The 23,325-nt window shown below is 59.5% G+C and carries 25 protein-coding genes and 1 tRNA gene; 16 read left to right on the plus strand and 10 right to left on the minus strand.

Annotated elements, in window-relative coordinates; genetic code table 11:
- Positions 1-48 precede the first annotated feature (48 nt).
- From BM155_RS04985 to BM155_RS04995, 4 genes are all read left to right on the plus strand, one after another.
- A complete protein-coding gene (locus BM155_RS04985) occupies positions 49-2,232 on the plus strand; it encodes a TonB-dependent receptor (protein ID WP_067156400.1) in 2,184 nt (727 codons plus the stop codon).
- Between the two features lie 266 nt (positions 2,233-2,498).
- On the plus strand, positions 2,499-2,675 hold the full coding sequence (locus BM155_RS17280; protein ID WP_156481510.1) for a hypothetical protein: 177 nt from the start codon (positions 2,499-2,501) through the stop codon (positions 2,673-2,675).
- Positions 2,676-3,314: 639 nt separating this feature from the next.
- Positions 3,315-3,788, plus strand: coding sequence for an META domain-containing protein (locus BM155_RS04990; RefSeq protein WP_067156403.1), 474 nt, complete (start codon positions 3,315-3,317; stop codon positions 3,786-3,788).
- Positions 3,789-3,852: 64 nt separating this feature from the next.
- Positions 3,853-4,341: an META domain-containing protein gene (locus BM155_RS04995; protein ID WP_074901477.1), complete on the plus strand. Its 489-nt coding sequence runs from the start codon at positions 3,853-3,855 to the stop codon at positions 4,339-4,341.
- Between the two features lie 352 nt (positions 4,342-4,693).
- Here BM155_RS04995 and smrA read toward each other — a convergent pair whose 3' ends face one another.
- The 6 genes from smrA to BM155_RS05025 all read right to left on the minus strand — a co-directional run bounded on the left by smrA (position 4,694) and on the right by BM155_RS05025 (position 8,383).
- A complete protein-coding gene (gene smrA, locus BM155_RS05000; RefSeq protein ID WP_083421091.1) occupies positions 4,694-5,281 on the minus strand; it encodes a DNA endonuclease SmrA in 588 nt (195 codons plus the stop codon).
- Positions 5,282-5,305: 24 nt separating this feature from the next.
- Positions 5,306-6,169, minus strand: a complete 864-nt coding sequence (locus BM155_RS05005) for an SDR family oxidoreductase (protein ID WP_082817564.1) — start codon at positions 6,167-6,169, stop codon at positions 5,306-5,308.
- Positions 6,123-6,611 (minus strand): acyl-CoA thioesterase, encoded by a 489-nt coding sequence (locus BM155_RS05010; protein WP_067156414.1) that lies wholly within the window; start codon positions 6,609-6,611, stop codon positions 6,123-6,125. The genes BM155_RS05005 and BM155_RS05010 overlap by 47 nt, the downstream gene beginning before the upstream one ends.
- 450 nt (positions 6,612-7,061) lie before the next feature.
- On the minus strand, positions 7,062-7,562 hold the full coding sequence (gene secB, locus BM155_RS05015) for a protein-export chaperone SecB (RefSeq protein ID WP_067156417.1): 501 nt from the start codon (positions 7,560-7,562) through the stop codon (positions 7,062-7,064).
- A gap of 141 nt (positions 7,563-7,703) precedes the next feature.
- On the minus strand, positions 7,704-7,955 hold the full coding sequence (gene grxC, locus BM155_RS05020) for a glutaredoxin 3 (RefSeq protein ID WP_067156421.1): 252 nt from the start codon (positions 7,953-7,955) through the stop codon (positions 7,704-7,706).
- A 17-nt stretch (positions 7,956-7,972) separates the two neighbouring features.
- Positions 7,973-8,383 carry a rhodanese-like domain-containing protein gene (locus BM155_RS05025; protein ID WP_074901480.1) on the minus strand — a complete coding sequence of 137 codons (411 nt, stop codon included), beginning with the start codon at positions 8,381-8,383 and terminating at the stop codon, positions 7,973-7,975.
- Between the two features lie 204 nt (positions 8,384-8,587).
- On the opposite strand from BM155_RS05025, the gene gpmI reads away from it, so the two are divergent.
- From gpmI to BM155_RS05050, 5 genes are all read left to right on the plus strand, one after another.
- Positions 8,588-10,141, plus strand: a complete 1,554-nt coding sequence (gene gpmI / locus BM155_RS05030) for a 2,3-bisphosphoglycerate-independent phosphoglycerate mutase (protein ID WP_067156429.1) — start codon at positions 8,588-8,590, stop codon at positions 10,139-10,141.
- A 2-nt stretch (positions 10,142-10,143) separates the two neighbouring features.
- Positions 10,144-11,346: a murein hydrolase activator EnvC family protein gene (locus tag BM155_RS05035; RefSeq protein WP_082817634.1), complete on the plus strand. Its 1,203-nt coding sequence runs from the start codon at positions 10,144-10,146 to the stop codon at positions 11,344-11,346.
- Between the two features lie 67 nt (positions 11,347-11,413).
- Entirely contained in the window at positions 11,414-11,779 is a 366-nt protein-coding gene (locus BM155_RS05040) for a DUF488 domain-containing protein (protein WP_074901482.1), read from the plus strand.
- Positions 11,780-11,901: 122 nt separating this feature from the next.
- Entirely contained in the window at positions 11,902-13,251 is a 1,350-nt protein-coding gene (locus tag BM155_RS05045) for a S41 family peptidase (protein ID WP_067156431.1), read from the plus strand.
- 45 nt (positions 13,252-13,296) lie between these two features.
- The gene (locus BM155_RS05050) at positions 13,297-13,527 is read left to right on the plus strand and encodes a DUF6316 family protein (RefSeq protein WP_067156433.1); all 231 of its coding nucleotides are present in this window, start codon (positions 13,297-13,299) and stop codon (positions 13,525-13,527) included.
- 16 nt (positions 13,528-13,543) lie between these two features.
- Here BM155_RS05050 and hisF read toward each other — a convergent pair whose 3' ends face one another.
- Genes hisF through hisB form a run of 4 tightly spaced genes read right to left on the minus strand, consistent with a single transcriptional unit; the run spans position 13,544 to position 16,316 of the window.
- Positions 13,544-14,305 (minus strand): imidazole glycerol phosphate synthase subunit HisF, encoded by a 762-nt coding sequence (gene hisF / locus BM155_RS05055; RefSeq protein ID WP_067156436.1) that lies wholly within the window; start codon positions 14,303-14,305, stop codon positions 13,544-13,546.
- A 1-nt stretch (position 14,306) separates the two neighbouring features.
- A complete protein-coding gene (gene hisA / locus BM155_RS05060; protein ID WP_074901956.1) occupies positions 14,307-15,038 on the minus strand; it encodes a 1-(5-phosphoribosyl)-5-[(5-phosphoribosylamino)methylideneamino]imidazole-4-carboxamide isomerase in 732 nt (243 codons plus the stop codon).
- Between the two features lie 46 nt (positions 15,039-15,084).
- Positions 15,085-15,729, minus strand: coding sequence for an imidazole glycerol phosphate synthase subunit HisH (gene hisH / locus BM155_RS05065; RefSeq protein WP_067156439.1), 645 nt, complete (start codon positions 15,727-15,729; stop codon positions 15,085-15,087).
- The gene (gene hisB, locus BM155_RS05070) at positions 15,729-16,316 is read right to left on the minus strand and encodes an imidazoleglycerol-phosphate dehydratase HisB (protein ID WP_074901484.1); all 588 of its coding nucleotides are present in this window, start codon (positions 16,314-16,316) and stop codon (positions 15,729-15,731) included. Before hisB ends, hisH begins: the two co-directional genes overlap by 1 nt.
- Positions 16,317-16,444: 128 nt before the next feature.
- Here hisB and BM155_RS05075 point away from each other — a divergent pair, with 128 nt between their 5' ends.
- From BM155_RS05075 to BM155_RS05105, 7 genes are all read left to right on the plus strand, one after another.
- Entirely contained in the window at positions 16,445-16,735 is a 291-nt protein-coding gene (locus BM155_RS05075) for a hypothetical protein (protein ID WP_074901487.1), read from the plus strand.
- Between the two features lie 213 nt (positions 16,736-16,948).
- Positions 16,949-19,060: a TonB-dependent receptor gene (locus tag BM155_RS05080; protein ID WP_074901489.1), complete on the plus strand. Its 2,112-nt coding sequence runs from the start codon at positions 16,949-16,951 to the stop codon at positions 19,058-19,060.
- Between the two features lie 188 nt (positions 19,061-19,248).
- Complete coding sequence (locus BM155_RS05085; protein ID WP_074901491.1) at positions 19,249-21,291, plus strand: AsmA family protein; 2,043 nt, start codon at positions 19,249-19,251, stop codon at positions 21,289-21,291.
- 73 nt (positions 21,292-21,364) lie between these two features.
- Positions 21,365-22,471, plus strand: coding sequence for an A/G-specific adenine glycosylase (gene mutY, locus BM155_RS05090; RefSeq protein ID WP_074901493.1), 1,107 nt, complete (start codon positions 21,365-21,367; stop codon positions 22,469-22,471).
- Between the two features lie 14 nt (positions 22,472-22,485).
- A complete protein-coding gene (locus tag BM155_RS05095) occupies positions 22,486-22,770 on the plus strand; it encodes an oxidative damage protection protein (RefSeq protein ID WP_074901496.1) in 285 nt (94 codons plus the stop codon).
- 114 nt (positions 22,771-22,884) lie between these two features.
- Positions 22,885-22,960, plus strand: a tRNA-Phe gene (locus BM155_RS05100).
- Positions 22,961-23,116: 156 nt separating this feature from the next.
- Positions 23,117-23,323 (plus strand): hypothetical protein, encoded by a 207-nt coding sequence (locus tag BM155_RS05105; RefSeq protein ID WP_074901499.1) that lies wholly within the window; start codon positions 23,117-23,119, stop codon positions 23,321-23,323.
- Positions 23,324-23,325: the final 2 nt, after the last annotated feature.

Here is a 23,325-nt window from a genome sequence, read left to right on the forward strand (position 1 = left end):
CAGCTCCGAGACTTATAACAACCATAAATTTGGTGATTGGAGAGAGTCATGAACAAAACGATAAAGAGCGCAGCAAAATTTCATCCCCTCGCCGCCGCCGTGATGCTCGCCTGCGGCGCGGGACTCGCCCACGCCGATGCCGGCCTCGAAGAAGTGACCGTAACCGCCCAGAAACGCGAACAGTCCCTGCAGGAAGTGCCAGTGGCAGTTACGGCCTTTAACGAAGATTCACTGATTGAAAACGGTGTCGCCGACCTGAGCGACATTCAGAAACTCACCCCCAACACCACACTGCAGGTCAGCCGCGGCACCAACTCCACACTGACCGCCTACATTCGCGGTATCGGTCAGCAGGATCCACTGTGGGGGTTTGAGCCGGGCGTGGGTATTTATGTCGATGATATCTATGTGGCCCGGCCCCAGGGGGCAGTGATGGATGTCTTCGATGTGGAACGCATTGAGGTTCTGCGCGGCCCGCAGGGTACCCTGTACGGAAAAAATACCATCGGCGGCGCGGTCAAATATGTGACCAAGCGGCTCACCGGTGATACGGAATTCCGCATCCGCGGCGCCATCGGCTCCTACAACCAACGCGACATTGTGCTCAGCGGCCAGACAGGCCTGACCGACACTGCCGCCATCGGTTTTGCTGTGGCCAGTTACCAGCGCGACGGCTATGGAGAAAACCTCCTGACCGGAGCCGACAACTACAACAAAGACATTCTCTCCGGACGCGTTTCTCTGGAACTCAACCCCACCGACACGCTTTGGATCCGACTCGCCGCGGATAGCACCAAAGACGATTCCAATGCTCGCTTCGGCTTCCTCATGGAGGACGCACCCACAGGCAGTGAAACATCGCCGGGCAGCGTCTACGACCATGAGTCGAATATGCCTTCCGACAACTCAGTAGAAACCAGCGGTGTTTCCCTGACCGCTGAGTGGCAGCTGTCCGAAAACCTGACCGTAAAATCCATTACCGCGAGCCGCTCCGGTGAGACTGAAACCAATATCGACTTCGACAGTATCAGCCGACCGGATTTCGATGTGCCGGCCTATTACGAAGACGACCAATTTACCCAGGAATTCCAGCTGAGCTGGAGCGGCGAAAAAAGCAACTTGGTTTCCGGTATTTACTATTACGAGGGAACCGCGAAGGGCAGTTTCGACGCGGTACTGGGCATGTACGGCATCACCCAAAACGTCAGCGGCTCGGTGGACACGGAAAGCATCGCTGTCTATGCCAACTATGAGCTGGCTCTGACTGATGCCTTAAATCTCACGCTCGGCGGCCGCTACACCGTCGATGAAAAATCCGCGGATGTGTTTAAAGGAAACTATCTTGGCCTCTACTCACCGGAGTTCGCCGACCGCTACGACGGAGAACCTGCAGTTGCAACCCCCTACGCGATACTGACCGACTACAGCAACAGCGATGAGTGGGGACAGTTTTCACCGAAAGTCGGCTTCAACTATCAGCTCGATGAAGACACCATGGTCTACGCCAGCTACAGCTCTGGCTTCAAAAGCGGTGGCTTCGATATGCGCGGCGATGCCAGCGTAATGCCGGAAACGGAAGACGGTTATGACCCGGAAACCGCGGACACCTATGAGCTAGGCGTAAAAGCGGAACTCTTTAACAACCGTATCCGTTTGAATGCCGCGGCTTTCCACACCAACTATGACGACATGCAGGTCACGGTACAAACCTTTTCTGAAGCAACTCAAAACTTTTCCAGTGCTGTGATCAACGCGGGTAAATCGGAAATCCAAGGTCTCGAACTGGAAATGATGGCCAGTATCACCGACCGCCTGACTTCCAATATCGTGCTCGGCTACACCGATACCGATTACCTGGAGGTGATCGATGGCGGTGTCGACGTCTCGGATCAATGGGGCGCATTCCAGTACAGCCCCGCGAAAACGGCGCTCGGTCAATTAAGCTACAACATCGACGCCTTCGAAGGCAGCTTGGTTCTGAACGGCTCTGTCTCCTATCGCAGCGAAATGCAGATTTACGCCGCCCCGAGTCAACTGGACGTAGGTTCCGTCACACTGTTCGATGCCGGAGTGACTTACTTCAGCGGCGACGACAAATGGCAGCTGAGCCTGCAGGGCAAAAACCTGACCGACGAGGAATACCGCAATGCAGGTTACACAGCCTTCGGCTGGATAACCGGCTACTACGGTGCGCCGCGCACCGTCGCGCTGACCGGCAGCTACAACTTCTAAACCGCACACGGTGCAAATGACGACCGGGGCCCGCGCCCCGGGGCACTCCTCACCCCGGCTCACCGAGCTGAACCTTGCCGCCGCGACTCCTCGGCGGCTTTTTTGTTTTCAGCACCACCGCCTTTGCTGCGGTGAGATCAGCACTATCTGTCGTTGCTTTGTACAAATTGGCGGCAAATAACACACTATGGCAGCAGTTTCCTCTAGGCTGGAAAGAGGCGTGGAATAATTGCGCGCCGTTCCAAAGAACCCATGAGGTACCTGCAGTGCAGAAGTTGTGTTGTATTCTGCTGGCAGTGGCCATGGCGACAGGAGTTGCCGGTTGTTCCACAACCGCGCCCAAGGGAGCCCCCAAAGCCCTGACCGTGAACGGCCAGAAATTCCACTGTATCGAACAGGAGCTGGACTCCAAGATTCTCGTGCGCTGCGTCCCGAGTCCCTAGGGAGCCTCTGATTCATTCATTTCCTGGTGGCAGAGGCTCTTCGGGGGCGGATGTGAAGCTCAGGTGACAGGACGGATATTTCGAAACCGTCGGATACAAGGTGGTATCTGGCGTAACTACAGGGAAGTACTCGTGCGTTTTCGAAATATCCATCCTATTGTCTGAGCGCCCCGGAACCTACCATTAATTCACTTCCTGACGTAAAAACGCTTTGGAGCCAGATGAGAAGCTCAGGTGATCGGCTGGCCATTTCGAAACCGTCGGATACAAGGATGTATCCGTCGGAGCTACAGGGAAGTACTCGTGCGTTTTCGAAATATCCATCCTATTGCCTGAGCGCCCCGGAACCTACCATTAATTCACTTCCTGACGTAAAAACGCTTTGGAGCCAGATGAGAAGCTCAGGTGATAGGCTGGCCATTTCGAAACCGTCGGATACAAGGATGTATCCGTCGGAGCTACAGGGAAGTACTCGTGCGTTTTCGAAATGGCCAGCCTATTACCTGAGCGCCCCGGAACCTACCGCAGTGTTCACGCGAATTAATCAGAGGTTCCTTAGGGGTAGATTGACGTGCCAATCCCCCTCTCTGCTCTGGCCAGCAACTAAGCTATTCAGAAGAGCCAGGGAGCGACGCAACGATGAGCAAGTTAGTACAGTTGTGGCTGCTGGGTGCGGCACTGGTGGTGAGCGGTTGCCTGGGTGTCGGCACCGAAGAGGCGCCGGTGGTGCAGTCGGCCGGCAACATCAATACCGTCTGCGGCAGCAAGTGGGAACTGAAGCGGCTCAGAATCAACGGAGAAGCGGTTCCGATCGACGATACCAAGCGCTTCACCTTCCTGTGCAGCCGCGACGGCAACGTCATGGGTAAAAGCGGTATCAACACCTATCGCGGCGCTCTGCAGATTACCGCCAATGGACAACTGCTCTGGGACACTTCCAGCTTCGCCTCGACAAAAATGGCTGGTCCGGAAGACCAAGTGCAACAGGAAAACAGTTACTTGCGCGCGCTGGCTGGCACCCGTCAATCCTTTACCAAAGCGGGCGGTAAACGCCTGATTTTGCGCGATCCCTCAGGGAATATCTATATAGAATATGTCAAGGTTGGGCCATGAACGCGGCCGCAGACTCGGCGGCTATTTTGGTGTTAAATAGCACAAAAATAACGAGAGCCACTCTATGCCGCACCTCCGCAACCTGTTTCCCCCGCTCTTGCCACTAGTACTGCTGCTGGCGCTTTCGGGCTGTGGACACCTGAGTGAAAGCGGGCCGGCTGAGCGCGCGGAGGAATTTTCGGCCTGCGAAAATCACTGGCTGCTGGAGAGTCTGTCGGTCAACGGGCGCAAACACCGCTCCCGCCTGCTGTGGCAGAAACTCTTGCGCGACCGCCCCTATTTCACTTGTGACAAACTCGGCTATGTCCGCGGCAGCACCGGCAGCAATCCCTACCTGGGGCGCTTTGCGTTATCCGACAGCGGGAAAATATCCTGGCTGCAGGCCCCGGTAATTTCACGCGTGAGTGACGTCCGTGACAGTGGCGACCTGGAAAAAGATTACCTCAAGGCACTGCCGCAGATCGACAGCCTCACGGTAGAGGGCGACACACTAATACTGCAGGGCCCAGCCATCCGCATGGAATTCACCCGAGTGGAAAACGGCATCCGCTGACCCCTGGAATTATCCGATTGAGTCACTCGCTGACGGTAGAGATACGGCGCTTGTGGAAATCAATCAGAGGCCTCTTACTGAGGCTCCCATTAGAAAAATGGCGGCCAGTTGGCCGCCAAAAAACAATCAAGAAGGGTTAAAATTCCGCTAAGCGGAGCGATGAGAGAAGACCAACGACACCTCGCATCTACTGCATGAACCTGCGCGAGGAAGACAAGCGTGTCGTTGTGATTGCATCGTAGCTATCTTCTGTGACAAACAGATGACACAGCCTTCCCAAACGCGACTCCGCGGCCCTTACCCGTACAGCAATCCGCACCCAAGGCCTTTTTTTTCCGGGAACCAGTGCGACTTAACGATTGCGCCGCTGGTGCTGTTCCAGGTTTTCCTGCCGCTTGCGCTCGCTTTTGCGCAAGAGCACATAGGTGGCGCCGAGGCCGCCGTGCTGCTTCTGCGCACTGTGGAAGGCCAGCACCTCATGGAGTTGTGGCAGCCAGGTGTTGACACAACTCTTTAGCAACGCGGGCTGCTTGCGGCCCTCGCCCTTGCCGTGAGTGATCAGGGCGCAGCGAATATCCGCCTCTACACAGTCGCGCACGAATTCCAGCACTGCGCGGCGCGCCATTTCCACTGTGTGGCGGTGCAGGTCCAGACGCGCGTCCACCGGGTACTTGCCCAGGCGCAGGTTGCGGTAGACACCGTGTTGCACACCATCTCGCTTGAATTCCAGCAGATCCCACGGCTGCACCGGTTCAACAAACTCTCCGGCAAGGGGATTCAGCTCCTGCGCCGTCTCCCGCTCCGCGGCTTCGCGGCGCGCGCGCTGATTGAGGTCCGCGTGCCGGCGGTCCTTTTTCAAAGCCACGCGACGCTCCTGCGCCAGGGGCTCAACACCGCCGAGCTGGCACAAGGCATCCTGAAAAAGATCGCTATCGTTCACGCTGGCTCTCCACTTCCCCCTCGATTAATCCAAGAACAAGTCCACGGCCAGCTGGTGCGCCCTGGCCGGATTGTGGGCGTAGTCGGTAAAGTCGCTGACACCGCGCTCGGCCAGCAGTACTTCGTCGATCAACTGGCGGCCGCTCAGCACATTGTCCTGGGTGATCAGAATTTCGTAGGCGGCATCGGCCATTACCGCCGGTTTCCGGCTCTGCTCGAACAATTTGCGGTTACCCACGGCAAACTCTATTGCCGCCGTAGCTATCAAGGTCCGCGGCCACAGCGTGGTGACGCTGATACCCGCCTCGCGCAGCTCTTCCGCGAGCCCCATGCTCAAAATGGTCATACCGAACTTCGAGAGCGCATAGGGTCCGTAAGGCCCCAGCCATTTCGCCTGTAAATTGACCGGCGGGGACAGGCTGAGTATGTGGGCGCAATCCGACGCTTTTAGGTAAGGTATCGCCAAGTGCGCAGTGAGGTACACGGCGCGACTGTTGATACTTTGCATCAGGTCGTAACGCTTGGGCTCAGTGGACTCGACATTGGTCAGGTTGATGGCACCGGCGTTGTTCACCACTGCATCGATACCGCCGAAGGTTTCCGCCGTCTGCGCCATCGCCTCCTCGACCCGCTGCTCATCGCGCACATCCACCTGCAGCGGCAGAGCCCGGCCCCCAACGGCCTCCACTTCGGCCGCCACCGAGTGAATGGTACCGGAAAGCTTCGGGTGCGGCTCGGCGGACTTGGCGGCAATTGCGATATTGGCGCCGTCGGCGGCACACTTGAGCGCTATGGCGCGCCCTATGCCTCGGCTGGCTCCGGTAACAAAAATGGTTCTGCCCTTAAGGGCGCCGGTATTCGGGGTCAGGCTGACAAATTCTTCGCTCACTTTCGGCCTCCGGGGCAATCACTGCCGGGCTGTAGACCTCCTTGAAAATGTCGGGCATGCGCCTGGGTTTGCCGCTGGACAGCTCAATGCACACCATCTGCCACTGGGCGCGCAGTATCAGCGCTTCATCTCCAGCGCGGAGCACCTGGAAACGGCGGGTCATATTGATGCGGCCATCCACCCTGGTCAGCCAGGTGCCGAACAGCAGTTCGTCGCCCTCCCTGGCTGCCAGTATATAGTCGTACTCCGCATGGCGAATGGCCATACCGCGATCCAGCCCCTGGTAATTTGTGACATCCAGCCCCAGCGCTGCACTGTGGGCCCAGCCAGCGCTTTCACACCAGCGCACATATTCGGCGTTATTGGCGTGGTGCAGGCCGTCCACATGCTCGGCACGTACGGTAACGCGCCACACAAACGGGTGCGGTAATTCCCAGTTCATCAAGAAATTGTGCCCTTCGGTTTAAAGCGATCCGCCCACAGTGGCGGCTTCCCCGCAGTTGCAAAGAATTTTCCAGTTACGGACGCCGCCCGAGCTTAGGGAAGCTCTGGCGAATTCGCAAACCTGCTGTAGCTGGTTTCGGCTCACCGGACTCTTTAGGCCGGAAGGCTAGGGAACCTCTGATTAAACCACTTTCTGGTGACAGAGGCTCTTCGCGGGCGAATGTGAAGCCCAGGTGATAGGACGGATATTTCGAAACCGTCGGATACAGGGAAGTATCCGTCGGAGCTACAGGGAAGTACTCGTGCGTTTTCGAAATATCCGTCCTATTGTCTGAGCGCCCCGGAAGCCACCATAGTGTTCACGCGAATTAATCAGAGGTTCCCTAGGCCCCAAAACGAGAAAAGGCCCCGACTGGGGCCTTTCCGCGCAATGGGTTCAGATCGTCGATCAGGCCTCGGCCTGCTCTTCCTTGGTGCCTTCCGCCTGCTTCTGAGCCTGCGCCATGGCCGCGGCAAAGAGCGCGTCGAAATTGATCGGCGGCAGCATCAGGGCGGGGAAGGAGCCCTTGGTCACCACGTTGTCCACAACTTCGCGGGCGTAGGGGAAGAGAATCTGCGGACAGGCGGTATTCAGTGCCTGTGCCAGCTGTTGTCCCTCCAGGCCGGAGATGAGGAACAGGCCCGCTTGTTTCACTTCCACCAGAAACGCGGTTTCCTCTTCCAATTTGACGGTGATGGTCAGAGTCAGCGCCACTTCGTACAGGTTTTCATCGACCTTGGCGGTCTGGGTATTCAGCTCCTGATTGACCTGCGGCTTCCACTGTTTTTTAAAGACCTCGGGCCCCAGAGGCGTCTCAAAGGAGAGATCTTTCAGATAGATGCGCTGCATCGCGAATTGTACTTTCGGGGCCTCTGAATTTGCCGCCGCGCCGTTGTGTTCTTCAGCCATGTTAGTGTCTGTCTCGATGTGAGTGGTTTATTGATGCCTTCCGTGAGAAAGACTCCCTCTAAGAGCCTTTCAGATGGGGCCGTTGAAGCATGTTTCAAGAGCGGGCGTGGAATTTAATTGTGACCCCGCCCACAACTTCGCTCAGAACAGCAGCTTATCCAGCTCCCCGCTGCGCGAGAGTGCGATCAAATCGTCGCATCCGCCCACGTGGCGCTCGCCGATCCAAATCTGCGGCACTGTGCGGCGCCCGGCCTTTTCCGCCATTTCGGCGCGCAGTTGCGGATTTCCGTCCACTGAAATTTCGCGGTACTTCACCCCCTTGCCATCCAATAAACGTTTGGCGGCGATACAGTAGGGGCAGAAACGGGTAGTGTAGATAACAACGTCTTGCATGGGCGAAAGCCTCTGAATTAAGCCTTGACCAGCGGCAGGTTCTGGCTGGCCCATTCGGTCATCCCGCCCTGCAGGCGCCGCACCTGGAATCCCCTCTGCTTCAGCAACCGGCCCACGGCGCCGGCGTGCTGGCCGAGCTTGTCCGCCACGATCAGCGGCTTGTCCTTGAACGGTGTGAGTTCAGCGATGCGCTCTGCCACCTCGCTGTGGGGGATGTGAATAGCATCGACGATGTGACCCGCGCTGTATTCATTGCGGTCGCGCACGTCCAACACCCGCGCGCCCTCGCTGTTAATCAAGCGGGTCACTTCGTGCACCGAGGCCGGAGTGCCCGCCTTGTAGCGCTCGTTCAACGCGAATGCGTAAAGCAAAACCACCAGCAGGCTGACCAGCAGCCACTGTTCGCTTATGAAGACAAAAAAGTCCACTTCGCCCCCAAAATCCTGCTTGTTCTTGTAAACGGCACCACCCGGCGCCCAACGCGGCGGGAGTATACACGATCCTGGCGAAATCTTAACCAGCGATTTTGCGCACAAATTCCCTACGGCGTGCCCGCCCGCGTGGTTGAAGGGCACACAAACAGGTTAAAATCAGCGTCCGCGTTCAATTCACCAGCAAAGGAATCATCCCGCATGGCCGCTGCGCATTCCCAATCCAAACGCCCTCTGGTACTGCTGATCCTGGACGGCTTCGGTCACAGCGACAAATCCGAGTACAACGCCATCCACGCCGCCAACTCACCGGTCTGGGACAAGATCTGGGCCTCCAGGCCCAAGACACTGATCCAGACCTCCGGCATGGCCGTGGGCCTGCCTGAAGGACAGATGGGTAATTCGGAAGTGGGACATATGACCCTGGGCGCCGGCCGGGTGGTCTACCAGAACTACACCCGCATCAACAAGGCCATAGAGGACGGCGACTTCTTCCGCAACCCGGCCTATACCGCCGCGGTGGACAAAGCCATCGCCAACAACGGCGCTGTGCATGTCATGGGGCTGCTGTCCGAGGGCGGAGTGCACAGCCACGAGGACCATATCATCGCGATGGTGACCCTGGCGGCGCAACGCGGTGCCGAAAAAATCTATGTGCACGCCTTTCTCGACGGCCGCGACACGCCACCGCGCAGTGCCGAACCATCCCTGGCGCGCCTCGCACAAGTCTGCGACTCACTGGGCAATGCGCGCATTGCCAGCCTCGCCGGGCGCTATTTCGCCATGGACCGTGACCAGCGCTGGGACAGAACCCAGGCTGTCTACGATCTGCTGACAGAGGGCAAGGCGGAACACCAGGCCGACGACGCCCTGGCGGGCCTGGCCGCCGCCTACGAGCGCGGCGAAAACGACGAATTTGTGGCACCGACACGGATCGGCGCCCCGGCCCCGATTGCGGACGGTGACGCCCTTATCTATATGAACTTCCGCCCGGACCGCGCCCGCCAGCTGACCCGCGCCTTCACCGAGAGCGATTTCGACGGCTTCGAGCGCACTTCCACACCCAAGCTGGCGGATTTTGTGATGACCACCGAGTACGCTGCGGATATCCACGCCAGCTGCGCCTTCCCGCCGGAAAACCTGGTCAACTCTTTCGGTGAATACTTGGCGGCGCAGGGCAAAACCCAACTGCGCATCGCGGAAACCGAGAAGTACGCCCACGTGACCTTCTTCTTCAGTGGCGGCCGCGAGGAGCCCTACCCCGGCGAGACCCGCGAACTGATCAATTCACCCAAGGTGGCCACCTACGACCTGCAGCCCGAAATGAGCGCTCCGGAAGTCACGGACAAACTGGTTGCGGCCATTGAAAGCGGCGCCTACGATGCCATCATCTGCAACTACGCCAACGGTGACATGGTCGGCCACACCGGTGTTTTCGAGGCCGCGGTAAAAGCGGTGGAAGCTCTGGATCAGTGCGTAGGGCGAGTAGTGGACGCGGCACTTACCGCCGGTGGCGAAGTGCTGATCACTGCCGACCACGGCAATGTCGAAGAAATGTATGACACCGCATCTGGCCAGGTCAGCACCCAACACTCGACGCTGCCGGTACCTTTCGTATACGTTGGTGAACGCAAGCTCAGCCTGCGCGACGGCGGCAGCCTTGCGGATGTGGCGCCGACCATGCTGGCGCTGATGGGCCTGCAACAGCCGGCTGAAATGACCGGCCAAAGCTTGGTGCAATTCGACGAGTCATGAACATGCTCACCATCACTTGCCATGGAACGAAGGCTCGCGGCGGAGTCAGCTCCGCCGCGCACCGCCTCGCGGGCGTGCTCGCGGGGCTCATCATCCCCATTCTGTTGCTGGCATCCCTGCCAGCGGCGGCACAGACGGATGACAAGCAGCAGGCGCGGCTTGCGGAAATCAAGCAACGTATCGAGTCGCTGCAGCGGGAACTCAGCCAAGTGCGCAACGAGCGCGATCAGCTGCTGAAAGAGCTGGAGAACAACGAAAAAAATATCTCCGAACTGCACCAGCGCATCGATAAGATCAAGCGCGATATGCAGAGCCGCGGAGAAAAACTGCGCGAGCTGCGGGAGGAGCAGCAACAGCTGGAAGAGTCGCGACGAAGTATGCAGCGGCGGGTCGAACAGGAGGTCGCCGCCGCTTACCGACTCGGCAGACAGGAGCAGATCAAGCTGCTCCTCAACCAGCAGAACCCACAGCACATCGCCCGTCACCTCCGCTACCACCAATACTTCCTTCAAGCTCGCAGCCAGGTTATCGACTCTTACCTCACCACCCTCAGCGCCCTGCAGACTGTCAGCAGCAGTATCCAGCGCGAGCGCGATACCCTGGACACGGAGAGGCGCAGGCTGCATGAGCAGAAGCAGCAGTTGCTCACCCGCCAGCGTGCGCGCAAATCCACGCTGGACAAACTGGCGGCGCAACTGGCGGACAAAAGTGGCGAGCTGCAGCAACTGCAGAGCGACAGGTCCCGCCTGCAAAAACTCGTGGATGAAGTGAGCCGCACCATCGCCGCGCTCATAAGTCCCGGGGATCAGCAGCCGTTTGCCAAACAGCGCGGGCGCATGCAGTGGCCGGTCAAAGGGCGCCGCGCCAACGCCTTCGGTGCCACGCGTGCCAGCGGTATCCGCTGGAAAGGCATCACCATCCGCGCCGCCGAAGGGGAGCCCGTGCACGCGATACACCGCGGTCGCGTGGTCTTCTCCGATTACCTCCGCGGCCAGGGCATGTTGCTGATCCTCGACCACGGTGACGGCTATATGAGCCTCTATGCTCACAACCAGTCTCTGACCCGCAGCCTCGGCGAGTGGGTCGAGCGCGGCGATGTCATCGCCCGGGTCGGCAACACCGGCGGACTGGAACACAGCGGTCTCTACTTTGAAATACGCCACCGCGGCATACCGCAGGATCCCACCATCTGGTGCCGCCGCTAGCGGCACTCTCCTCCCCTCCCCGCCCCCGTCAGCTACGCTGTTGGAGAGCCACTGCACTACTTACCCCGTGAAAGGTCCAACATCCATACACTGCAAACGCGCCTACGAACCACCGCAGCAGAGGGATGGCTGCCGCGTCCTGGTGGACCGTCTGTGGCCGCGCGGCCTGAAGCGGGAAGACCTACATCTGGACATGTGGTGTAAAGAACTGGCGCCGTCCGATGAACTGCGCCGCTGGTTCAATCACGACTCCCGCCTTTGGGCTGCTTTTTACCAGCGCTACCACAAAGAACTGCGCGGCAAGCAAGAGGAACTCCAGGCCCTCCTGGAAGCGGCTGACGGGCGTCCCCTGACATTGCTCTACGCCGCGCGGGACTCCGAGCACAACAACGCAGTGGCACTGGCAATGTTCCTGCGGAAAGTCATGGGTTAAAGCGCTGACAGTGACAGCGGCCTTCCACGTTGTGGCTTTGTCCGTCAACTTAAAAACCCGGCAGCGCCCGCGGTCTACACTTTTGCGAAGAACCGAAGAAATAACTTAGAGGTTTCAACGACATGTTCATCCCCAAGGCGCTAACCACGTTGATCGGCGCGGCAGCCCTCACCGCCCTGCCTCTGATGGGGCTCAGCGAAGGCAACACCACCGCAGCCCCCACCGCCGAGACAAGAACGCGCCTGCCGCTGGAGGACCTGCGTAACTTCGCCAAGGTCTTCGAACAGATCCGCCAGGGATATATAGAGGAAGTGGACGACAGCACCCTGCTGGAATACGCCATCAAAGGCATGCTGCAGGGATTGGACCCGCACTCTTCCTACCTGGACCGGCAATCTTTTGACGATTTACAGGCAAATACCACCGGGGAATTCGCGGGCCTGGGTATAGAGGTGGGTATAGAAAACGACTACATCACCGTTGTCACCCCCATGGACGATACCCCCGCCGCCCGCGCCGGCTTGAAAGCGGGCGACGTCATCTTGCGCCTGTCCGGCAAATCCATGAAGGGCGTCAGTCTGGAGGAAGCCGTAGAGCGCATGCGCGGCCCCAAGGGCAGTACTGTCACCCTCACCATCGCGCGCAAGGGCTATAAGGAACCCATCGACATCACCCTGAAACGCGATACCGTGCGGGTACGCAGCGTACGCAGCAGGCTGCTCGACGAAGGCTACGGCTACCTGCGTATCAGTCAGTTCCAGTTGGATACCGGCGACGATGTGGCGGAAGCCATCGTCAAACTTCAGAAAAAAGGCGAGCTCAAAGGCCTGATTCTGGACCTGCGCAACAATCCCGGCGGCGTGCTGCAGTCATCAGTGGAAGTGGCCGACGCCTTTCTTGAAGAGGGTCTGGTGGTCTACACAGAGGGCCGCACCGAATCCGCCAATCTCAGTTATTCCGCCAAACCCGGCGACCTGACCATGGGCGCCCCCATGGTGGTCCTAATCAATGAAGGCTCCGCCTCCGCCGCGGAAATTGTCGCCGGCGCTCTGCAAGATCACCGCCGCGCGGTGGTCATGGGCACTGAAAGCTTTGGCAAGGGCTCGGTACAGACAGTTATTCCGATCAACGACGAGCGGGCTATCAAGCTGACAACGGCGCTCTACTACACTCCCAACGGCCGCTCCATTCAGGCCCAGGGCATCACCCCCGACATCGTGGTCGATCGGGTCAAAGTCACCCGCCTGGAATCCTCACCGCGCACCACCGAGGCGGACCTGGCCGGCCACCTGGGCAATGGTAACGGCGGCAGAGAGCGCGGTGCCGCAGATCGCGAACAGGAGAAAGAAAATCGCGATGACTGGATGGGCCGCGACAATCAGATTTTCGAAGCCCTCAATGTACTCAAGGGCCTGAATCTGTACTCGCAGAGAGAAAAAGGGTTGCGCGAGCGGATCGCCCGCAGCGACTGACCCGGCGCAAGTCCGGAAAACTTCAGGGGATTTTGATTCATCGATATGCAGCGACATCGCGCTGGCGAGGAGCGCCGGCCCCTTCCCCCGCGCTCCGACCGCTTTTACAAACTGGGGGACGACTGGTACTTCCAGGTGCGCGGCGGCGCCTGTTTCGGACCCTACCCCTGCCGCGAAGAGGCCCGGCGCGCCGTTGAGCAGTTCTTCAAGCGGGAGAAAGACGGCAGCGGGCGCAAAATCGCCCTGATCCACCCATTGATCAACAGGCGGGCTTGAGCCTGTTCTCCTCCGGCTACAGCCGCATTTCTATACCGGCTTCCCGCATAAAAGCCTTGGCCTCGGCGATGCTGTATTCGCCAAAGTGAAAAATACTGGCCGCCAGCACCGCGTCAGCGCCACCTTGCAAAACTCCATCTGCCAAGTGCTGCAGATTGCCCACACCGCCGGAGGCGATGACCGGCACCGGCACCGCATCGGATACCGCCCGTGTCAGCGCCAGGTCGAAGCCATTTTTAGTGCCATCTCTATCCATACTGGTGAGCAGGATTTCGCCGGCGCCCAGCTCTGCCATCTTTTCGGCCCATGCTACGGCGTCGATTCCGGTGGGTTTGCGCCCGCCGTGGGTAAAGATCTCCCACTTGTTCTCACCCACCTGCTTGGCGTCAATCGCGACAACAATGCACTGGCTGCCGAAGCGCTCGGCGGCCTCGCGCACAAAATCGGGATTTTTCACCGCGGCGGAGTTGATCGCCGTCTTGTCCGCGCCGGCGTTTAACAGGTTGCGGATATCCTGCAGACTGCGCACTCCACCGCCGACGGTGAGCGGAATAAACACCTGCGAGGCCATCTTCTCCACTGTGTGCAGTGTGGTGTCGCGCCCCTCGTGGGTAGCGGTAATGTCCAGGAAGGTAATCTCGTCCGCGCCCGCTTCGTTGTAGCGAGCCGCAATTTCCACCGGGTCTCCGGCATCGCGGATATCGACGAAATTGACCCCCTTAACCACGCGGCCAGCGTCCACGTCCAGACAGGGGATAATACGTTTCGCGAGGCCCATACTATTTATTCCATTGATCGCAGAGCTGCTGCGCCTCGCGCAGATTCAATTTGTCCTCGTAGATGGCGCGCCCGGTGATAGCGCCGGCGATTTCGCCCGCTTTCAGCAACTGTTCGATATCCTCGATACTGCTGACACCGCCGGAGGCGATTATCGGAATCTGCACCGCGCGTGCCATTTCCAGCGTCGCCGGAATATTCACACCCTGCATCATGCCGTCGCGGGCGATATCGGTGTAGACAATCGCACTCACACCACAATCGGCGAACTGCTTGGCCAGTTCCGTGGCCTGCAGCTCGGACACTTCAGCCCAACCCTCGGTGGCCACCAGACCGTCCTTCGCATCCAGGCCGACGATAATATGGCCCTCGAACTCGCGGCAGGCCTCTTTCACCAGCTGGGGATTTTTGACCGCTGCGGTACCGATAATGGTCCAGGTGACACCCGCATCCAGGTACTTTTCGATGGTGTGCAGATCGCGAATGCCGCCGCCAATCTGCACTGGCAGATCGGGAAACTGTTTCACAATGGCGGTGACCGCTTCGTGGTTGACCGGGTTGCCAGCAAAGGCTCCGTTCAAATCCACCAGGTGCAGCCGCCTGGCCCCCTGCTCAACCCAGTGCCCGGCAGTGGCCAGAGGGTCGTCGGAAAATACAGTGGCATCGCTCATCTCGCCCTGTCGCAGGCGCACGCACTGGCCGTCTTTCAGATCTATGGCGGGTATAACAATCATGTTCGTTTCCAAGAAAGTGGTAGGTGCAGCAAGATGCTCCACCGGGTCAGACATGGCCGTTCCAGCCGACAAAATTTTTCAGCAGTTGCAGGCCGCTTCTGGCACTTTTTTCCGGGTGAAATTGGGTAGCGAAAATATTTTGTCGCGCAACCGCTGCCGCCAGAGAGACGCCGTACTCTGTTTGTCCGGCGATTTCGCCATTGCCATCAGCGGGCACATAGTAACTGTGGACAAAATAGAATCGGTCGCCGTCATCGATATCTCGCCACAGCGGGTGGGGACGCTTCTGCGCAACGCGATTCCAGCCCATATGGGGGACCTTCAGACGCTCGCCGTTTTCCTCCAGGCAGCTGCCGAAAAATTTTACTGGCTGCGGAAAAATATCCAGACAATCGACACCGCCATTCTCCTCCGAATGGTGCATCATGATCTGCATACCGACACAGATGCCCAATACGGGCAGGCCTGAGTCGATGGCATCCTTTAGCAACGGGGTAAACCCAGCGTCAGTAAATCCCGCCATGCAATCGCGAATGGCTCCCACGCCGGGGACCAGCAAGCGATCGGCGCCCTGCGCCTCTTCCGGTTTTCCGGCGAGCACCACTTCCTCATCCGGAGCGACTCTCTGCAAGGCGCTGGCAACCGAGTGCAGGTTACCCATACCGTAGTCGAGGACTGCGATCTTCTGCATCAGAGAACACCCTTGGTCGAAGGCGTGGTACCGGCCATGCGCGGGTCCAGCGCCAGCGCCATGCGCAGGGCGCGCCCGAAGGCCTTGAACACTGTCTCTACCTGATGGTGGGCATTGTGGCCGCGCAGGCAATCGATATGCAGGGTGACGAGGGCGTGGTTGACGAAGCCCTGGAAGAATTCATACACCAGCTCGGTATCGAAACTGCCAATCCGCTTCTGGGTAAATGGCACCTCCATGATCAACCCCGGGCGACCGGAGAAGTCCACCACCACCCGGGAAAGCGCCTCGTCCAGCGGCACATAGGCGTGGCCGTAACGGGTGATGCCCTTTTTGTCGCCCACCGCCTCGGCGATCGCCTTACCCAGAGTGATGCCGATATCCTCCACTGTGTGGTGGTCGTCAATATGGATATCGCCATCACAGGTAATATCCAGATCCATCATGCCGTGGCGGGCTATCTGATCGAGCATATGTTCGAGGAAGGGCACCCCGGTATCGAATTTGCCGCAGCCGTCACCATCCAAATTGACGGATACGGCGATTTTGGTTTCCAGAGTGTCGCGTTTGACGCAGGCCTTGCGCATGAATGGGGAACCCCTGTTTCTGGCGAGTAAGACGAAGGGGGCGAATTATAGGACGAATGCCCGCGCCTGTGGCCAATTGGTGACAGATGAAACTTGAATAGTAACAAAGAGCGCCTATTATTGGCGCCATGGTCAATCGCTCCCCCAACAATTCCCGCTTCTGGGCCTGCCTGTTGCTGCTGCTCGCACTGCTTGCGGCGCAGCCGCTGTGGGCGGAGCATATCCACCTGAAAAACGGCCAGGTGGAACTGTGCGACCTTTGCTTCAACCATATGCCGGCGGCCTTCGGCAGCGACTTTAAGCTCGACCAACCGGCCCCCGCCGTTCTCTACAACATCCAGTCCGCGCCGGTCCCGCGCGACTGCCAGCCCGAACGCCAGCGCGCCCGCGCGCCCCCCGCGCACCTGTCACTCCGTTAAACGGTATCGAGCGGGACACAAAAAACCGCAACCAGGGGATTTTCGGGATTCCGGCGAAATGCATTTCACCGGCATAGCCACGGATCGTCGATCCCCCTAAGTGCCGTGTCCGCTCGCCCTTTGCAGACCACAACCCCGATAAATGATTGAACGGCGGCAGCGGCCTGCGCGCAAGCGCAGGTCCGTCACCGCCTGTGACAGGAATAAAATTCGATGAACAAGACCAGCAAACTGGCCCTGGCAATCGCCGGCGCCCTGACCGTGCCCGCCGCTTACGCTGCCGAGACCCTGGAAGAAATCAGTGTCACCGTTTCACCGCTGGACAAGCCCGCCGACGCTGTTGCCGCGCCGGTAAGCGTGCTCTCCGGCAACGCCCTGCGAGAAGCCGCCTCCGCCACCCTGGGGCAGACTCTGGAGAACCAGCCCGGTGTGGCCAACGCCTCCTTCGGCAGCGGTGTGGGCCTGCCAGTGATCCGCGGACAGAGCGCCAACCGCGTCAAGGTACTCAGTGACAACCTGGATGTGTCAGACGCCTCCAACACCAGCTCTGACCACGCCATCGGCATCGAACCCCTGCTGGCCGACCGCATCGAAATACTGCGCGGTCCCGCCACGCTGCGCTACGGCAGCGGCGCCATCGGCGGCGTGGTAAATGTCATCGACAGCCGCATTCCGACGGAAGTGCCTGAGGAACTGGAGGGTGCGCTGGAAATGCGTCACAACAGCGGCAACAGTCAGGATGCCGGAGTCCTCCGCCTGTCCGGCGGCGCCGGTCAATTCGCCTGGTATCTGGACGGCGTGTACCGCGAAAACGACGATACGGAAATTCCCGGTCTCGCCATCATCCACCACGAAGAAGAACACGATCACGAAGAAGAACACGATCACGAAGAGGAAGAATTCAACACCGACGGCTACGTCGCCAACACCGATGCCCGCGCCGACAGCGAGAGCTTCGGTGTCTCCTGGATCACCGACAGCGGCTATATCGGCCTGTCGGTCAACCACTTGGATAACAACTACGGCATCCCTCTCGGCGCCCATGAGCACAGCCACGATGAGGAACACGAAGACGAAGAGCTCGCCGACGAGGAACACGAAGACCACGAGGAAACACCGGAAGCCGTGCGCATCGATCTGGTACAGACCCGCTACGACCTCAAGGGCGAACACCGCTTCGAGAGTAGCTACTGGGACAAATTGCTCGTGCGCCTCGGCTACAACGACTACGAACACACAGAGCTGGAAGCCCACGAAGATCACTTCCACGAGGGCACCCGCTTTACCAACAAGGCCTGGGAGGGCCGCGTAGAGCTGACCCACGACAACGGCGGTCAGTGGCGCGGCGCCTACGGCCTACAGTTATCCGACAAGGATTTTGAGGCCATTGGCGAGGAAGCATTTGTGCAGCCATCCCGTACCCGCAGCGCCGGGTTCTTCGTTATGAAAGAGCGCGAGTGGGACGGCTGGCACCTGGATCTGGGCGGCCGTCTGGAGCAGGTCAGCATCGACCCGGAAACCGGCGCCAAGGAAGACTACAGCCTTGTCAGTGCCAGTGCCGCACTGCAGTACTTCCTCTCCGAGCACCAGCATGTCAGCCTGGGGCTGACCCACGCCGAGCGCGCGCCGGTGGCCGAAGAGCTGTTCGCCGACGGCGCCCATGTGGCTGAAGCCCGCTACCTGATCGGCAACAGCGATCTGGACAAAGAAAACTCCATGAACCTCGAGCTGGGTTACCACCACCACAACCAGGACGCCAGCGGCTGGCATGCGGCGCGCGTTGAGGTGAACCTTTTCTACAACCGCGTCGGCGATTACATCTACGCCCAGAACACCGGACTCGAAGATGCGGAGAGCGAATACCCGATCTACGCTTACTTCAACCGCGACGCCGTCTTCTACGGCGCCGAGGCCTCGGTGAAAATCCCGCTGGCAAACGCCTTCTATCTGACCCTGTTCGGAGACACGGTGCACGCGCAATTCGACGACAGTGTGGCTGGAGAAAGCCGCGACGTACCGCTGATGCCGCCAGTGCGGGTCGGCCTCGCTGTCGGCGGCGATCACGGCCCCTGGAGCTGGGAGTGGCGTACAACCCAGGCCGCCGATCAGGACCGTGCCGGCGCCTACGAGGAGCCCACCGACGGTTATACGCGTATGGACCTCACCGCAAACTACAACCTGAAACTGGGTGACACCGACATGGTTCTGTTCGCCAGTGGCCGCAACCTGCTGGACGAAGAGATCCGCAACTCCACCTCCCTGCTGCGCGACTACGCTCCGGAAATGGGCCGCAGCATCGAAGCCGGCGTGCGGTTTATTTTCTAAACCGCACCTGCTTCAATTAACACACCTGAGACAAGAAAGGCCCCGCCCGCACCGGGCGGGGCCGAATCTCCTACAATACGCGAACAACCTCCACACGCGGGTAACTGCCGGGAATACCGGCCCGGTTCGGTGTCTCAGGTTCATCCGTCCCGGCAAGCCTCCCGCGAACAACAGGGATATTGCTCTCCATGGCCTGGATCAAGCGCACGCTTATCGCCCTTCTTATCGTCTTCCTGCTGCTCGCCGGCGCCGCCGCCTGGCTGTTAGCTGGCCTCGACGTCAACCGCTACAAGCCGCAACTGGAACAACTGGCGGCCAAGCAGGGGGTGGCCCTGAAGCTGGACGGCGATATCGGCTGGCAGCTGTGGCCGACCATTGCCCTAAAGCTGGAAGGCGTGCAGCTCGCCCCCCTGCCGCAACCGGACCAGCCCCTGCTGCGCGCGGAAAAAGTCGCCGTGGGCGTGGCCCTGATGCCCCTGTTGAAGAAGCGCATAGAAGCGCAGGAAATCCTGCTGACTAGCCCTCGCATTGATCTGGCGCTCGACGAGCAGGGCCGCGGCAACTGGGAACTGCTGACCGATGCCATGGAAGAAAAGCAAAAAGAAGAGGCCCAGCAACCGCCGCAACTGGACGTCGCAGAGGACAAAACGGGCAAGGATCTGAACCTGACACTGCAAAAGCTGCGCATCGAAGACGGTGTTATCACCTACAAAGACGCAGCCAGCGACACCGAGTACACCGTGGAACAGTTGCGCGTGTCCGTCGACAACCTCTCTCCCGGCGGCGAACCTGGACAGCTGGAGGCGGGTGCCAGTCTCCGTGGCAGTGGCCTCAAACAACCGCTGGAACTCGCGCTCTCCAGCACTCTGGCGCTGGATGAAGGGTTCAACGGCCTGCGCATGCAGCCGCTCACGCTGGCCCTCTCCAGCGGCGAGGCCAAGGCCCAGATCCACCTGCGCGGGCACCTGCGCCGCAGTGGCGCCGACCAGCCCTGGCAAATACAGATGAAGCTCAATGCCGACATCAATCCCCTGCGCCCCTGGCTGGCGGTCACCGGCACCGAGCTCGTCACCCAGAACAGTGCCGCCCTGCAGAAGCTCAGCCTGGAAACCAGCCTTGAAGGCACCGACAAGAAACTCGATCTGACCCCTTTACAGCTGCAGCTGGATAACACCACCTTCACCGGCAGTGCCCAGTTGCGCAACGCCGATATGCCCGGTGTCGATTTAACCCTGCGCGGCGGTACCCTGGTGCTGGATGACTACCTGCCACCCCCGGCGCCCGAAAGCGAACAGCCACAAACCGAAACCGCGGCGGCACCGGCTGCTCCGACACCGCTGCCGCTGACCGCAATGCGCGGCTTCAACGCCAACCTGGACTTGTCTCTGGAACAGCTGCAAGCGGTAGACCTGCAACTGGACAACCTCCAACTGCAACTCACGGTGGACAACGGTCTCTACCAGCTGCAAAAACTCTCCGCCGACCTCTACGGCGGCACGCTTTCCAGCAACGGCCAGTTCAACGCCCGCGGCCAATCCGCCGAAGCCGCCGTCAACGGCGGCCTGGCCGATGTGGAAATCGCCAAAGTACAAGAGGCCTTTTTCCCCGCCGACAAAGTGCAACTGTCCGGCCGCACCAGTGTCAGCTGGAACGCGCAAACCCGCGGCGCCGACACCCAACAGCTGCAAAAACAACTGCGCGCCTCTGTGCAACTGTCCAGCGACCAACTATCCGTGGCCCCCTTTAACCTGGAAAAAGGCATGTGCCAGCTGATCAGCTACGCGGAAAAAACCTCGCTGCCGGAACGGGACTGGCCCGAAAGCACCCGCCTACAGGACCTGCGCGCCGATATCACCATTGAGGGAGACAAGGCCAAAGTCCAGGAACTGCTCGCGGGCGTGGAAAATATCGCGATGACTGGCGACGGCGAGATAGACCTGGAAAAACAGGAATTCGACTTCGCCCTCGGCCTCGCCCTGGTGGGTGAACGCACCTCCGCCGACGGCTGCACCGTCAAAAACGACCGCTGGCGCAACCGCCCGCTGCCCCTGCGCTGCAAGGACAGCTTTGCCGACGCCGGCGCCGGCAGCTGCAAACCTGACAGCCGCCGCCTCGATGACCTGCTGCGCGAAGAGCTCAAATACAAAGCCGAAAAGAAATACGGCGAAAAAGTGGAAGAAAAAGTCGACGAACTCAAGGAAAAGCTCAAAGGCTGGTTCAAACGCGACTGATTCACAACCCCCGACCAACACACCGCTGAAAAAGGCCGCACCCGGCCTTTTTCAGGCCCCGCGAAGTGATTCAATGACACCACAGCAGTTCCAACACGCCGTACTCGCCTGGTACGACCGCCACGGCCGCAAAGACCTCCCCTGGCAACGGGACATCACCCCCTACCGCGTGTGGGTATCGGAAATCATGTTGCAGCAGACCCAGGTCAATGCCGTCATCCCCTACTACGAACGCTTTATGGCCAGCTTCCCCACCCTGGAGCATCTCGCCACAGCGCCCCTCGACGACGTTCTGGCCCACTGGAGCGGCCTCGGCTACTACGCCCGCGCACGCAACCTGCACAAGTGCGCGCAGACCCTGGTCAATGACTACGCCGGCGAATTCCCCCGAGATGTGAACGCTCTCGCCGAGCTGCCGGGCATCGGCCGCTCTACCGCCGGTGCCATTGCCAGTATCAGCATGGGGCTCAAGGCGCCAATCCTGGACGGCAACGTCAAACGGGTGCTGGCCCGCTTCCGCGCAATCGACGGCTGGCCCGGCCGCACCGCCGTCGCCAACCAACTCTGGCAACTGGCCGAGACCTACACCCCCGATCAACGCGGAAACCACTACACCCAAGCGATGATGGACCTGGGCGCAACCATCTGCACCAGAAGCAGGCCCCGCTGCGGTGAATGCCCCCTGGCGGAAAACTGCTCCGCCCACGCCCAGGGCAACCCCCAGAACTATCCGGGCAAAAAGCCGAGCCGGGATAAACCCGTGCGCAGCACCACCCTGCTGTTCCTCGAACACAATGGCGAAATCTACCTGGAACAGCGCCCGCCCAGCGGCATCTGGGGCGGCCTCTGGAGCCCGCCGCAACTGGATAAAAACGGCGACGCCGAAGCGAGCGCACAGCAATGGCTGGAAGCGCGAAATCTACGCCCCCAAGAAATACAGGCACTGCCGCCACTGCGCCACACCTTCACCCACTTCCACCTGGATATCACCCCCCTGTGGATTCAACTGGCAAAAGTCCCCCAGCTGGTGGCGGAGAGCGGCGGGGGCTGGTATAAACTGCGCCAACTCAACCGCCCCCGCGCGGCACAGGAACTGGGGCTGCCGGCGCCCGTCGTCAAGCTGGCCAAACAATTGCTGGCGCTGCAGGCACCACTACTGGCCCCCTGCACCGCCGACTGACCGAGGAAACGTCCATGTCCAGAACCGTATTCTGCCGCAAGTACCAACAGGAACTGGAAGGTCTGGATGCGCCCCCCTTCCCCGGCCCCAAGGGCCAGGACATCTTTGAAAACGTCTCCAAGAAAGCCTGGCAGGAATGGCTGGCGCACCAGACCATGCTCATCAACGAAAAACGCCTCAACATGATGGAACCCTCCACCCGCGCCTACCTGAGCGAACAGATGCAGAAATTCCTAAGTGGGGAAGGCTACGACGAAGCCGAGGGCTATGTGCCGCCCAGCGAGGGAGAAAGCGACTAAATTAGTAAGCACTTACACCGAGAAAACTATTTATCAATCAAAGGCTTGACTCTACCACCACGAGCAGGTTTAATACGCGCCTCGCGGCACCGGACACACCCGGAAAGCTGCAAAGCCCAGATAGCTCAGTTGGTAGAGCAGGGGATTGAAAATCCCCGTGTCGGTGGTTCGATTCCGCCTCTGGGCACCATACAAATCAAGGCCTGCAAGCAATTGCGGGCCTTTTTTATTTTTGCCATGTCACACTCATGTCACACCGCGCTTCAACAGGCGCCAACATATTGCATAACAGCCCCCCCACAGTGGAAAATCGGCTCCACAAGGATAAAATAAAAGGGTGGTAAAAATGGAAACTAAAAAGGTGACTATGCGTAAGCCTTCTGAGCGGGACATGAAACTGCTTGAGAAGTATTACGACGTTTATGGCGACGGAGTGTCTGCTCTGCGTCTCGAAAAGGCCTTGAGCTTCCCAAGATTCAAAATTGCCGTGCGAAAGCTGTACGATGCCAACTTGGTTGAGACATCCAAGACTCATAATAAGCGCAAAAAATAAGA

The organism is Microbulbifer thermotolerans, assembly GCF_900112305.1.
Classification (GTDB): domain Bacteria; phylum Pseudomonadota; class Gammaproteobacteria; order Pseudomonadales; family Cellvibrionaceae; genus Microbulbifer; species Microbulbifer thermotolerans.